General features: G+C 50.7%; 10 protein-coding genes. 7 read left to right on the top strand and 3 right to left on the bottom strand.

What is annotated here, in order from left to right; translation table 11 throughout:
* Positions 1 to 306: 306 nt before the first annotated feature.
* A complete protein-coding gene (locus ACXYMU_RS18580) occupies positions 307 to 531 on the top strand; it encodes a hypothetical protein (RefSeq protein ID WP_458987916.1) in 225 nt (74 codons plus the stop codon).
* Positions 532 to 592: 61 nt separating this feature from the next.
* Here the strand turns inward: ACXYMU_RS18580 and ACXYMU_RS18575 are convergent, their stop codons facing one another.
* Both ACXYMU_RS18575 and ACXYMU_RS18570 read right to left on the bottom strand, forming a co-directional pair.
* Entirely contained in the window at positions 593 to 1798 is a 1206-nt protein-coding gene (locus ACXYMU_RS18575) for a GAF domain-containing sensor histidine kinase (protein ID WP_458987915.1), read from the bottom strand.
* A 330-nt stretch (positions 1799 to 2128) separates the two neighbouring features.
* On the bottom strand, positions 2129 to 4390 hold the full coding sequence (locus ACXYMU_RS18570) for a PAS domain S-box protein (RefSeq protein ID WP_458987914.1): 2262 nt from the start codon (positions 4388 to 4390) through the stop codon (positions 2129 to 2131).
* Between the two features lie 424 nt (positions 4391 to 4814).
* On the opposite strand from ACXYMU_RS18570, the gene ACXYMU_RS18565 reads away from it, so the two are divergent.
* From ACXYMU_RS18565 to ACXYMU_RS18555, 3 genes are all read left to right on the top strand, one after another.
* Positions 4815 to 6035 carry a S8 family peptidase gene (locus ACXYMU_RS18565; RefSeq protein WP_458987913.1) on the top strand — a complete coding sequence of 407 codons (1221 nt, stop codon included), beginning with the start codon at positions 4815 to 4817 and terminating at the stop codon, positions 6033 to 6035.
* Between the two features lie 334 nt (positions 6036 to 6369).
* Entirely contained in the window at positions 6370 to 7398 is a 1029-nt protein-coding gene (locus tag ACXYMU_RS18560) for a synaptic vesicle VAT-1 family membrane protein (protein ID WP_458987912.1), read from the top strand.
* A gap of 121 nt (positions 7399 to 7519) precedes the next feature.
* Positions 7520 to 8143 (top strand): CatA-like O-acetyltransferase, encoded by a 624-nt coding sequence (locus ACXYMU_RS18555; protein ID WP_458987911.1) that lies wholly within the window; start codon positions 7520 to 7522, stop codon positions 8141 to 8143.
* Positions 8144 to 8189: 46 nt separating this feature from the next.
* Here ACXYMU_RS18555 and ACXYMU_RS18550 read toward each other — a convergent pair whose 3' ends face one another.
* A complete protein-coding gene (locus ACXYMU_RS18550) occupies positions 8190 to 9131 on the bottom strand; it encodes a DUF808 domain-containing protein (RefSeq protein ID WP_458987910.1) in 942 nt (313 codons plus the stop codon).
* A gap of 390 nt (positions 9132 to 9521) precedes the next feature.
* On the opposite strand from ACXYMU_RS18550, the gene ACXYMU_RS18545 reads away from it, so the two are divergent.
* The 3 genes from ACXYMU_RS18545 (at position 9522) to ACXYMU_RS18535 (ending at position 14434) form a co-directional block, all read left to right on the top strand.
* Entirely contained in the window at positions 9522 to 11885 is a 2364-nt protein-coding gene (locus ACXYMU_RS18545; protein ID WP_458987909.1) for a TonB-dependent receptor, read from the top strand.
* Between the two features lie 28 nt (positions 11886 to 11913).
* The gene (locus tag ACXYMU_RS18540) at positions 11914 to 13131 is read left to right on the top strand and encodes a DUF4374 domain-containing protein (RefSeq protein WP_458987908.1); all 1218 of its coding nucleotides are present in this window, start codon (positions 11914 to 11916) and stop codon (positions 13129 to 13131) included.
* Positions 13132 to 13219: 88 nt separating this feature from the next.
* Entirely contained in the window at positions 13220 to 14434 is a 1215-nt protein-coding gene (locus ACXYMU_RS18535; protein WP_458987907.1) for a PepSY-associated TM helix domain-containing protein, read from the top strand.
* The last annotated feature ends 1 nt before the right edge of the window (position 14435 follow it).

Raw genomic sequence — 14435 nt, 5'->3', positions numbered from 1 at the left:
AACGCCCCGGCTGTCAGGCAGCCGGGGCGTTTGCGTTCAGGGCCCGCTGCTTAAGGGCGCCCTTGAGGCCGGGGCAGGGCGATGCCCAGCGCGGCGGCCGCCTCCAGCAGCAGGTCCGTGGCGTAGCGCTTGCCGCAGCGAAGCTCCCCCGAGACGCTGTACTCCGTGATCAGGCCTTCTATTATTGGTGTGCTTATTTGACTTATTGTGTGCTATCTTCGCGGCATGAACTCAATTAAGCTTAGTGCTTTTTATCGGCTTTATGCTTTTTCAGACTATCAGAGCATGAAAGCTGCTTTGCCTTATATGCGGCACGTAGTACTGGCCAAAAGATTAGAGGAAGTGGAGGAAGGCGAGGCTCGCCGCTATGTATGGCGAATCAAAGGTGAGGGGTATAAGAATTACCTAGGTTCTCTGAGTCCCTCGCAACGCACAACATCTACCGGAGGTCAGGCATTTATTACTGCGCTGCAGGAGCTCTATAAGCAGAATGGTTTTTCAGCGCGTTACGTGGCCATCGAACGGGCTTAACTATGAAGTCCCTTCATTCCTTAAGACATGCGATAGCCGCTTTGCGAGAATAAGAATATGGCTAACCTGCCGTGTTAAATGTAATAACGAATTTTTTCCCGTTGTCTTTGCCCAGCTGTTCTGCCCAAAGTTTGCCTTGATGCAGTTCAATAATTCTTTTGGCTTTGGCTAATTCCAGGCCTGAAACTGTTTCATTGCCTGTAGCCTTGCCTGACAGGATAGCATACTTCAGGAAAATTTTCTGAAGGTCTTGTGTTGTCAAGACAGACGTTTCAGAGCTAATTTCGATGCGATACTCGCCGTCATTCTCAAAAATGTCCAAGCCAATGGCACTACCGCTCGGAGCAAATTTTATCGCCATGCTAACTAAGCTACTCAGAGCTTCCCGAATCAGGTTTGGGTCTACCAGAAATTCTCTTCGGCTGGCAACGGTGAAATAAAACTCTTGCTTCTTGGTTTTCGCTAGCGGTTCATACTCTTCGGCTATCTTACGCGCGATGGCGGATATGGCTACTTTCTGGGGATGCGGCACCAGTTCATCCTCTTCAATAGACTCCTCCAATAATTTATGAAGGCTCTCCTGCAATACATTTGTTTTGGCTTGCGCTTGCCGAATCAGCTCACTCTTATCTTCGGCATCGTAGGCAGCGGATAACAATGTTTGCTGGTCTTGCATTGGGCCAATAATGTTGCTTTCCAGGTTATTGTACAACTCATTGTGCCTGCGTGTAGCCTTGCGTGCCATAGCGCGGAACTCAATCTGCTCTACCACAAGCATAGCCAAGTCCCTTAAAGTCTCTTTTTCCTCCTCTGTTGCACTTCTAGGTTTGGAGTCAATTACGCAAATAGTGCCGATGTTAAAATGGTCGTGCGTAATGAGCGGTGCACCAGCGTAGAAACGTATACCGTTTGGACTGCTTACATAAGGGCTTTCCTGCAGACCGTTGACTTGATGCGTGTCCTCGAAAACGGTTACCTCAATATCATTTATAATGGTTAGTGAGCAGAGGCTGTCATTACGTTCTACACTTGGTACCTGAAGCGGACTGAAATTAGATTTATACCATACTCTTTCTTTATCCACCAACGAGATGAACGCACTTGGGGCCTTCAGTAATTTAGCAGCAAGCCGTGTTATCCGGTCAAAGAATGCTTCAGGAGGGGTATCCAGGATCTCATAACGAAATAATGCTGCTAAACGCTTCGCATCATTTGTGGGAATTATGCTGTCTGGTTTGCCTGTGGTGGCAATGTCGAGTAGTTGCAATGTGGTCGGTATAAGAATGAGGCGATGCCGTTAGAACAATTTTAGGAAATACAATATTACCAAATGCAAATGGATTCAAAAATTTGCACTTGCCAAAGTATGCCTAAGCCTAAACAAAGATATTAGAATTATGTTCACGAGACGAGGATTAATATAACAAACTATTTTTGAATGATTAAATAAAAATGAGGCATGTGATGGAGTACAATAACAAATGATGTATGAGTTTCATGGTGTAACCCATGAGTTACACGTACCAACAATGCGCAATTCAGGCCAGCAGCTTTTTGACGCCAAAGGCATGCATAATTAAATATTGATTAGGCGGATTTACCTTTTGAAGAATACCCTGAATGTAGTTCCCACGTTCTCCTGACTGTCAACCTCTATGTAGCCCCCTGCATTCTCAATTATCTTTTTGATCATGTATAAGCCTATACCCGTTCCCTCTACATGGTCGTGAAAGCGCTTAAACATATGGAAGACCTGCCCCTGTAGGTGACTCGGGATGCCCAAGCCGTTGTCTTGCACCGTGAGCACAACGTGGCTTTCGGTGTGCCCGCATTCAATGCGAACGTAAGGACTGCGCTCAGCGGCCCTGTATTTTATGGCATTTGAGAGTAGGTTGTAAACGATACTACGAAGGTTTTTCTCTGAAAAGTGAATAGGAGGGCAATCTGTGGCAACAATTTCAAGTTTCAGGTTTGCCTCTTCGATATTGGATTCCAAATCTAGGCTGACGTCCTTTATCACCTTTTCGAAATTGACCAATACAGCTGCCGCACTACTTTCCTGCTGCAATTTCACTACATCTGTTAAGTTGCCAATGGTTTTCTTGAAGCGTTCTACGGCACCTTGCATCAGGCCGATGATGTGTTGCGCTTCCTCATCCTGTACAATGCCAGCCTTCATGTCATGGGATAAGAGTGCGAGGAGTCCTTCGATATTCGAGATAGGCGCCTTCAGGTCATGGGAAGCGGTATAAATGAAGTTATCGAGGTCGTTATTGATCTCCTGCAGCTCTTTGTTGCTTGCCTTCAAGGCTTCGTCCGCCATTTTGCGCTCCGTTATATCGCGGGCCACAGCGAACATATGCGGTTTACCATCTAAAGTAAGACCTCCCATGCTAATCTCAACCGGGTATAGAGTGCCGTCTTTCCGCTTGTGAAGGGTCTCGAAAGGGGGGATGGTTTGCTTCTGTGTATAAGCGAAAACTTCATTGAACTTATCTTCCTGAAAAATTGGGTCTACATCCGGAACACGAATGGATTGAGCTTCCTCGCGGGTGTAGCCCCAACGCTGAAGCGCCAGATCGTTCAGGTAAGCAAATGTTGCGTCTTCGCGCATCAGGATGAAGGCATCGAAGGCATAGTCGCTGATGGTTTTAAACTTCTTGAGTTCCTCGGCATGAATCTTCATGTTGGTGATGTCCTGCACCACACCGATGGCTTTCTCGGGTTTCCCCGCCTCGTTGTTCAGCACCCGCCCCTGCAGCTTTATCCACCGGAGTTCATTGTTTGGGAGTTGTAGCCTGACTTCATATTCTATCAAACCGGTTTCCATACCCCTTTCCAGTGCCCGATCCCGGACATGCAGATCGTCGGGGTGTACCACAGTGGCGTATTTCTCTCGGGTTTGCGGGCTGTCGAACCCGAATATTTGATGAAACCGAGTGCTTGTGTTGAGGTTCTGAGTGGCAAAATCAATCTCAAACACACCGAGCTCGGCTACCTCTATGGCAAGTTTAGTACGTTCCTTTTCCTCTTCCAGGGTCTTGCGCGCTGTTATCTGCTCCGTCACATCGTACGCTATCGTGAATACGCCGCTGGGTGCAGTGTCTTCAGGGTGGGTATAGTAAGGCTGATAGGTGAAGTTATAATAAAGCAGCTCCTCCTTGCCATCAATCACCAACTGGGTAGGGTATTCTTTGGCATAGAAAGGCTGTCCCGTCAGGCGCACGTGATCCAGCAGATCTCCAAAACCCTGCTCCAGTGCTTCCGGAATAGACTCAAAAACGGGCTTGCCGATGATATCCGAAGTTCTTCCCAGTATTTTGAGCATTTGCTCATTGCAGAGTTCCATAATGTTGTCCGGCCCAGTTACAATGTTAATGGCCACCGGTGCCTGCATCAGCAGGCTATAGCTCTCTTTTAGCTTGTGGAAGTCAGCTTGCTGCTTTTCGTTTTGGCGCTGCTGCGTTACATCTGTAAAGGTGCAAAGGATGTATTGCACTGTCCCAGCCTCATCCAAGATCGGGCTGCTGATCGCTCCCCAGAACCGTTCTTCCGATAACTCAGCCGCGTTGCATCCTTTGTAGCGGAACTCAGGTAGTTGCTGCGGGGCTTTATGTAACAGCGTCTTTTCAAGGGCGAGGGTAAAGCCGGCCGGGTTGGTATGCGTGTCTGCTGCGTGCGCCGAGAAGATTTCGTAAACGCTCTTGCCGAGTACCTGCTTCCTGTCCAGGCAATTGTTGTGAAGCAAATCGTTGCTGATGGATAGCACCGCAAAGGGTGGAGTAGGCTGCAGCACCAGGAAGTTCCCGGGGATGGTGTTCAAAATCAGGTGGGCGTTCAGCGCGTAATTTTGGATCATGGGTGCTATAATGTAGTCGGGACTAAAGCAGCAATACTGTGTCTATCAGAAATATTAACGCGAGAGTGCTGGCGGGGCCTCTGTTAGATTTCGCTCAGACTTATACAGCCTAAGGCAGTGTTCAGTTGTCCCAGGATAGTTTGGCCTGTAAATTTACTTCTTTTTTTGCCAGTAACGCACTATTTAGCCTTTTGCCCTACGTAAACTGCTGGCTCTTTATAATGCTAAGCATTAGATTCGGCATAACCTGTGAACAAGTCCATATTCTCAGAACATGGGAGCAGCTTATCGGGTATAATAACATAGGGTATACCGTAGGGCATGTTCTGGCTTGGCTAACAGGCACGTTTACACCAATCCCAGCCTAAGCGGTTTGCTATCCTTTCCGGAGAAAACTATTGCTTATTCATAAACAACTAATCGTATGAAAAATGCTACACAAGGCCGAAAGGCAACACGCAGTTTTTTTGTAGGCGCAGCTGTGGCCCTGGCTGCCTGCACTTTCTCTGCCTGCGACCGCGAGGCAGAAGAGGCCGTTTCTCCCCTAAATGCGATAGCGGCAGAAACACAGAATGGTGCCATAATACCGGGCAAATATATTGTGGTGATGAACGAAGGCACGCTACGCCTGGATGCTGCCATAACCTATAAGCAGCGCGTACAAACAGTGCGCGATTTAGGACAGCAGCTTTTAAAAGCGAATGGTGTTAAGGAGGTAAATATCGATCAGGCATATGGCAAAGCGCTGGTAGGGATGGCTGTTACGCTATCGAAAAGCGAGGCAGAGCAGCTGCGCAAGGACCCGCGAGTAGCTTATGTAGAGCCTGACCGAATGCTGGTGCTAGGGAAGCCAGACAGGACAGGAGGTGATAATAGCGGGCAGCAGGCAACTCCCTGGGGGATCACGCGTGTGGGTACTGGTAATGGCACTGGCAAGACAGCCTGGGTTATTGACACGGGTGTAGACCTCGACCACCCTGATTTGAAGGTTGATGCAGCAAGAAGCGAGACCTTTGTACAGCGTGGGAAAGATGCGCAGAACGCGGATGATGGCAACGGACATGGAACGCATGTAGCGGGTACTATCGCAGCGATCAACAATAGCACCGGTGTGATAGGGGTAGCCGCTGGGGCCACAATAGTAGCCGTGAAAGTACTGAATGCGCAGGGAAGCGGTTCTTACTCAGACGTAATGGCGGGGGTAGACTATGTAGCCGCAAATGGAAAAGCAGGGGATGTCGCAAATATGAGCTTGGGCGGACCTGTGTCCAAAGCGCTGGATGACATTGTAAAAAATGCGTCCGCAAATGTAAAGTTTGCATTGGCGGCAGGCAATGAGAGTAGCGATGCCATAAACTCCTCTCCGGCGCGTGTCAGTGGCCCTAACATTTATACCGTCTCTGCCATGGATAATACGGATACGTTTGCCTACTTCTCTAACTACGGTAACCCACCCATCGACTACTGTGCCCCAGGGGTCAGCATTCTGTCAACCTGGAAAAGTGGCGGCTACAATACCATCAGCGGCACCTCTATGGCGGCCCCCCATGTAGCAGGACTCCTGCTACTGGGAATAAGCAGCAGCGGTACAGTAAAGGGCGACAAAGACAATACTCCTGACCCTATAGCAGTGTTGAAAAAATAATTTTGCTTACACATAGATCGCGGCCCCTCATGACACAGCATCAGGGGCCGCGATCTATTTTATGGTGCGAAACCCGGTGTCTGTCAAATCAACTACGCGAAGTGAGGGCATGGGATTTACGGTGGCGTATGCTGTTTCGCAATCGGCGTAGCAGTTGTTGCAGAACAGGGTATAAATGAAGCGAGGCATTGATATGTGGTGATTCCATTTCAGTTGTTATTCTTGTGTTAAAACCTGATGACGAAAAGCTGTGGCAAAAGACGCAAAGAAAAAATTAGAAGGAAACACATCTGCTTGAGGTGCGTTGCCATATAGCAAACTAACCATAATGCTTATGCCCACACGACAGGTATACCGGATGCCCAAAGCCGGTTCCATTACTCACCTGACATTACAATCAGATGAACTGGCATCCCCCGGCATAGGCGAGGTGTGCGTGCGGGTAAAAGCCATTGGGCTGAACTTCGCGGATATATTTGCAATGCAGGGCTTGTACAGCGCCACGCCCAAAGGAGCATTTATACCCGGGCTGGAGTTTTCAGGAGAAGTGGTAACAGTAGGAAAGGGGGCAGGTGACTGGCAGGTTGGCGACCGGGTGATGGGGGTAACCAAGTTTGGCGGCTATGTTTCGCACCTGAACATCAACTACCGGTATGTGCTCCCGTTGCCTGCCGACTGGAGCTTTGAAGAAGGGGCGGGTTTTCTGGTGCAGGGACTCACCGCTTACTATGCCCTGAAGGAACAGGGTAACCTGCAACCGGGTATGACGGTGTTGATCCATAGCGCAGCGGGAGGCGTAGGCATTTTGGCTAACCGCATCTGCAGGAAATTTGATGCTTATACCATCGGCACGGTGGGGCATCCGGCCAAAGTGCCTTTTCTGCAGGAAGCGGAAGCGTATGATGCCGTCATTCTACGGGATAGTCACTTCAGGGCTAAACTAACGGATGCGCTCGGGGGCCGTCCGCTAAATCTCATCATGGAGTGCATTGGCGGGAAGATTCTGCAACAGGGCTGGGAGGTGCTGGCTCCGATGGGCCGGATGGTGGTTTACGGCAATGCCAGCTTTGCCAGCCATGGCGCCAGGCCAAACTACCCGCGCCTGCTCTGGAAGTACCTCACCAGGCCTAAGATAGACCCCCTGAAACTACCTACCGAGAACAAGTCGTTGATGGGCTTTAACCTGATTTACCTCTATGAACAAACCGATATGATGCACCGGATGCTTGGCGAATTAGACGCGTTGAAGTTACGGCCGCAGCACATTGGCCACGTGTATGAGTTCGGGCAAATGCAGGAAGCCATCAAATATTTCCAGAGCGGTAAATCAGTTGGGAAGGTAGTCGTACGGACGGAGGCGTAGCTGCTTAGAGAAAAGTGACAAACCTAAATGCATGAAATGAGCCCGCCTCAACCTTGCGAAATCTTCACCCGGGCCTTAGCCAAATGGGGTACAAAAGGAAGAATATTCCGAACTTGCCGCCATGAAACGATTGCTGGACCTGAATGCTTGGGAGCGGAAAGAGCATTTTAACTTCTTTAAACAGTTCGAGGAGCCCTTTTTCGGGGTATGCGTGACTGTTGATTGCACCCTTGCCTATACCAAAGCCAAAGAGGAGGGTGTTTCGTTCTTCCTGTATTATCTGTATAAGTCGCTGGATGCTGCAAACAAGGTAGAGCCTTTCCGGTACCGCATCCTGGGCGATGAGGTGACTGTTTACGATAAAGTGCATGCATCCGCTGTGATCAGTCGGCCCAACACTACTTTTGGGTTTTCCTACATCAACTACCAGCCAACATTTGAGGCCTTTGCGGAAGGAGCAAAAGCAGAGATCGCGCAAGTGCAAAAGAGCACGGGACTGTTTCCGGCTGTTTCGGGGCAAGATGTTATCCATTTCTCCTCCATCCCCTGGATAAACTTCACCTCGGTGTCACATGCCCGCGCTTATTCCATTAACGACAGTTGCCCTAAAATCTCGTTCGGGAAGATGACTGAGGAAAACGGGCGCAGGCAAATGGCTGTGTCCATCCATGTGCACCACGGCCTGATGGACGGGTACCATGTGGGGCAATACATCGACCTGTTCCAGGAACTACTGAACAGCTAATGCTCCCGGGCATCGATCATCTGGATCACGCTCTGAAAGAGGCCTGTTAATGCGCTGCTTTCGGCCGGAAACTTCCGTAGACTTTTCGGATGAGCCTGACCACCTGATCAATGATGCCGCCTAAAACCAAGCCAGCAAGAGCCAGCACCACAACCTTGGCAACCCAGGCCAGGATAGGGATATCGGCAAGCGAGTGCTCCAGGGCATCCAGCGCATGACTCGTGAACGGAATGCCATGTGCGATGATCTCAGCACCAACCCAAAGCATGGCAGCCGTGCCCACATAGCCCAGTATACTTAAAAAATGGGGCATGAACCTCACGAGGCGCTGTCCGAAATTTCTGACAGTTGGGTGATGGTTAGCCTTGGCCAGGTGCACACCGAAGTCGTCGGCCTTAACGATGAGCCCAACAAAGCCATATACAGCTACGGTGATAAAAATAGCTACAGCCAGCATAACCACGATCTGGTTAATAAGGTTGGTGTCGGCAACGGTGGAGTAGGTGATAGCCACGATTTCTGAAGAAAGGATCAAGTCGGTACGGATAGCCCCTTTAATGCGCGTCTGTTCCAGTTCCTCCGGTGTGATGGTTGGGAGAGCATCCTGATTATGTTCAGCTGCGTGGTGCGACTTGCTGAACATGGAATGCACTTTCTCATACCCCTCGAAGCACAAGTAAGCGCCTCCCAGCATCAGGATAGGGGTGATGGCCCAGGGTGCAAAAAAACCAAGCAGCAGCGCGGCCGGGCTCAAAAACAAGATCTTGTTAAGGAGCGACTTTTTAGCGATCTGAAAGATGATGGACAGTTCACGCGACGGGTCGAGGCCCACCACATACTTAGGTGTTACCGCCGTGTCATCAATCACGATGCCCGATACCTTGCCGCTTGTTTTAGCCACTTGCGTTGGCACGTCGTCTAAACTCGCCGCGCTGGCTTTCACCAACGCCGATACATCATCCAGTAAAGCTAATAGTCCTGTAGCCATTTTTTAATCTGATTTAGAAGCGTAAACCTGCTAAAATGCCTGCCCAAGCAAGTGCCCTTGCCAAGTGGGCTGTACCTACGTAAGCAGCTCATTCTTTCGTTAGCTGTTGATGCCAACATGAGGCAGCGATATTACGAAATTTATCAACTCAGCGAGGTATAGTTTGCCAAAAGAAGTTACTGACGGCAGGTTGTTTTCAAACCTGGTACACAGGGTATGATTGCATCTGGAAGGGTGAAAAATATAGTTGGATCATGTTGTTTAGAATTAATCTAAATAATGTTTGTCAACAAAAGTTTCTGTTATAACTTTGTCTCAGTTTAAAAAGATTCTAAATAGCCTGAAGGTTTGCAGCAGCATAGCAATTTTTATAAAGTACTGATCGGTTTTATGGCTATTCTGTGCCTGACAAGTACGGCCTGGAGCCAGGTGCAGGAAAAAGCGCGGGTGTTAGGTCACGTTCGTTCGGCCTCGGGTGAAGCGCTGGCTGGCGTAAGCGTAGTGCTTAAAACGGCTAAGGTTGGCACTACCACAGATGTACAGGGGCGCTATGAGCTTTCGGGCATCGCTCCCGGGAACGATGTACTGGTGGTAAGCTTCCTAGGCTTCGAAACGCAGGAAAGGCAAGTGCAACTCTGGGCATCACAAACCACCGAACGCAACATCATTCTTCAGGAAAAGGCATTTGCCATACAGGGTGTGGAGGTAGTGGGGAAGTCTGCTACCCGCGAAGTGAATGAACAGGCCTATAACGTCACGGCAATCTCCGCGAAAGAATTTCAGAACAGCACCGCCGATGCGAAGGAAGTGCTGAACCGCGTGGCAGGCGTAAAGGTGCTGGAGGAGGGCGGACTGGGTTCCAACCTGAGCTTTTCCCTGAATGGCTTCTCCGGCGATCAGGTGAAGTTTTTCCTGGATGGGATTCCGATGGATAATTTAGGCAGCTCGCTTAGTATGAGCGACATCCCCGTGAACACCATCGACAGAATTGAAGTGTACAAGGGTGTGGTGCCGGTATGGCTGGGCACTGATGCGCTGGGCGGGGCTGTGAACATCATCACCAACAGGAAAAGCAACTTCCTGGACGCATCTTATGCCGTTGGCTCTTTCAACACCCACCGGCTGTCGCTGAACGGCGCTTATACCCGGCCGGGCAGCGGGTTTACCTTCCGAGGGAACGTGAACTACAACTACTCCGACAATAACTACAAGGTATGGGTGCCGATCAGGGAAGGAAATAACATTGTGGATACGGCCGAGGTGGAGCGCTTCCATGACCGCTACCGCTCCGGCACCGTGAAGCTGGAAACAGGTTGGGTGAACCAAAAGTATGCCGACAACCTCCTTTTCGGTGTTATAGCGTCCGGCAACGACAAGCAGGTGCAGACAGGGGCTACCATGAACAGCGTGTATGGCGGCATTGTCCGAAACAGCCAGTCGCTCGTGCCTACCCTGAAATACAGCAAGGAAAACCTGCTGGTTGCTGGGCTGAACGTGAGCCTTTACAGTGCCTATAATGCTACCAGATCAGAGGTGATTGACACGCTGCGTGGCGTGAGTTATAATTGGTTGGGGGCCGCTAATTTTACGCCCGGCTCCTCAGATGGTGAGTTGTCCCGCACATTTACCACACTGAACGACCATGATTTTAACAGCCAGTTTAACGCTGGTTACCTCATCAACCCAAAGCACTCGCTGGCCCTGAATTATGCTTTTTCCTACTTCAACAGGAAGGCGTTTGATGCGGAGCACCCTGATAAAATAGAAAACCAGTTTCCGAGGTCTTTGCGCAAGCAAGTGCTGGGGCTTGCCTATAAAGTAGACCTGAGCAGCAAGTGGAATACAACCGTGTTCGGGAAACTGTATCAGTTGGGCGCGGAGACAAGCAAAGCGTATGATTTTGCCCAGGAAACCCAGCGGGTAGAGGCGTTGGAATCCACAAAATCAAACATGGGGTATGGCCTGGCTACCTCGTTCTTCCTGCTGCCCGAACTGCAACTGAAGGCCTCTTACGAGCACACATACCGCATGCCCTGGGCTACCGAGATGTTCGGCGATGGCCTGTTTACACAGCCCAACCCGGATCTGGGGCCGGAGCAGAGCGATAACCTGAATGCCGGGGCGGCCTATGGCTTTAGCCTGGGGCCCGACCACCAGTTTAACCTGGAGAGCAGCTTTATCTACCGTGAGTCCAAAGACCTGATTTACCAGGTGGTGCGCGTAGCCAGCCCGGAAACGTACTACGACAACCTGAGCGAAACACGCACGCTGGGCATGGAAGGAAGCCTGAAGTACCGTTGGCGGGAAACCCTGCACCTGGGGAGCAGCTTTACCCACCAGGATATCACGGACCAGGCCGACCAGGTATACAATGAATCTTATACCAACACAGGCTACCAGCGCAATTACCAGAAAGGATATCGGCTGCCCAACATCCCATACCTGTTTGGCAACGCCACTGCTGGCCTCACTTTCAAAAACGCGCTGGTGCAGGAGTCAGTGTGGGGTATAAACTACTACTACAATTTCGTGGAGCAGTACTTCCTGAGCTGGGCGGAGCTTGGCTCCAGAGACTCCAAAAAAGTTATCCCAAGCCAGTCTTCGCACAACCTGGAGCTTTCCTGCAGTTTCAGCGAGGGCAGATATAATATCGCGGCGGAGTGCCGCAACCTCACCGATGCCCGGCTATACGATAAGTTCTACCTGCAGAAGCCCGGCCGTGCCTTTTACCTGAAATTCAGATACGTCCTTTAATTATACTCTATATATTATAGCAAATCATATGTTCTCAACAACACTTGCCAGAAAGCTGGCCATGCCAGTCCTCGGCCTTTGCGCGGCGCTTACCTTCACCGCCTGCGATACCGAAAATGATAACACAAAGCCCACGGAAGACAGCCCTTATGTCGTGTCGATGGCCATACAGGGGAGCAACGGGGGCTTTACCTATTATACCGTTCCGTTTGATGATGTGATGAGCGGGTCGCTTTCGGCGGTCGGAAAAGGGATAGAGCAGCCGGGCTATTACGACTTTACCCAACTTGGCAGCACCATCTACAGCATCGGCGGCCTGGATGACGTGAACGTGGTGGGTATCACCAAAAACGGGACCGGAGAGCTAAAGCAGGTGGGCAGTGTGTCTTTCCCGAACAGCCTTTCTGACATCGTGAAGGCAGATGACAACACGCTGGTGGCCCTGGAAATGGCCCCTACTTCCGATCAGGTGAAGTTCCACAAGATCAACGCCAATACCGTTACGGTGGCCAGCACCAGGCAGCACCCGGTTTCAGACATCACGACGCTTTCGGCACCGGCTTACTCCGGTATGGCCATCAGCGGCAACCACCTGTTCCTGAGCTATTATATCAGCGACCCTAACACCTATGCCACGCCGCACACCGACAAGGCTAAAATAGCGGTTTACTCGTACCCGGAGCTGGAGTTCCAGAAAGTGATCGAAGATGCCCGCACTGGTCCAGTCGGTGGGTTCAACACAAAATCAGGGCTGATCAGAGATGAGAAAGGCGACGTGTATGCTTTGTCTCACTCTAACCCTGCCAACGGCTACAGCCAAACGACCAACAAGGGCGGCATCCTGCGCATCAACAGCGGCCAGACAACCTTCGATCAAAGCTACTTTTTTGATGTGGCAGAAGTAACGGGCGGCAAGAACATCGCGCACCTGAAGTACCTGGGCAACGGGAAAGCATTCGCAGAAATCAACACGGCCAGCAACAGTCAGCAGGTAAGGTGGTCTGACGGCCCCCTGAAATCAGCGATCATCGACCTGCAAAACAAAACGGTTACCTACATCAGCGGCTTGCCGGAGCACGCGGGCAATGGCCGCAGGCTGGCTGCCCTGCACGACGGCGAAGCTGTATACATGAGCATTCCGGAAGGGAACGGCATTTATGTGTATAAGATTGATATAGCAAGCCATACCGCAACCAAAGGAGCAGAAGTACAGGCTAATTTTGTGGCGGGCTTCTCTAAGCTGTAGTATAAAATAGCTCATACCCCATGGTATCAGCCCTGTTCGCAATAATGTGGCTGATACCTATATTGGATGAACCTGCTTGTTGCAAAGGATGAAGAATAAACAGAAAAAAAGCAAAAGTGCCTTTCGCCGATTCAATGACTGGCTGCACCTGTGGCTGGGGTTGGGGTCAGGTCTGGTGGTGTTTATTGTCAGCATCACGGGGTGTTTCTACGCCTTCCAGCAGGAGATAAAAGACGCGCTGGAGCCCTGGCGCTTTGTGGAAGTGCAGGACAAGGCATTTGTGCCGCCCAGCCAGCTGCTGGACACCGCACAGGTATACATGGCCGGTGCCACCCCAACGGGCCTTACCTATAGCAACAAAGAGGGCGCTGCCGCTGTGGGGTATGAGAGCACTGAAAACGGAGCACGGGGCTTTACGGCTGTTTTCCTGAACCCTTATACCGGTGCTTTTCTCTACAAGCAGCAGGTGCTGGAAGACGGGCCTTTTGATTTTTTCCAGTTTATCATCGACGGGCACCGGGCGCTTTGGCTTCCTTACGCGATCGGCCGCCCGATTGTAGGGGTGGCAACGCTCATTTTTGTGCTGCTGCTGGTGACGGGGCTTGTGATGTGGTGGCCCAAAAAATGGAACAGGTCCAACCGTGACAAGAGCTTTAAAGTGAAGTGGAACGGCAGCTTCAAGCGGGTTAACTACGATCTGCACAACGTGGTCGGGTTTTATAGCCTGTCCCTGGCCTTGGTGCTGGCCGTTACGGGTTTAGTTTGGAGCTTTTCGTGGTTCAGTGATGGTCTGTACTTCGTGACATCCGGCGGAAAAACCATGCCCGGCCACAGCCATCCACACTCCGACATTTCGCAGGCAGGCCTTCTGGCGAACGACACGGTTTCTGTGCTGGATAAAGCCTGGTATAAAACCCTGGCCCAGGAGCCGGGTGCGCAAGGGTTTTATATGACGCCCATGCTAGAGGACAAAGACGATGCGATTGAGGTCATCGCATACCAGGACCACGGCTCCTGGTACGACAAGAACGAGTACTACTACGACCAGTATACGCTGGAGCCTTTCCGGGTGCAAGGGGATAGGTTCTCAGAAGCCAGCTTTGCCGACCAACTCGTGAGCCTTAACTACGACGTACACGTTGGCGCAGTCTGGGGCTTTCCGGGTAAGCTGCTTGCCTTCTTCCTCAGCCTGATCTGCGCCAGCCTTCCCATCACTGGATTTTTGGTATGGTGGAACAAGAAGAAGATGGCGAAGAAAAAAGCATCCACTACCACAAATCAGGTAAAGCAGATGCCAGCATAAA

The sequence above is a fragment of the Pontibacter sp. CAU 1760 genome (assembly GCF_054482735.1).
Note: the sequence above shows the minus strand (reverse complement) of the source record. Positions and strands in the feature narration are given on the sequence as shown.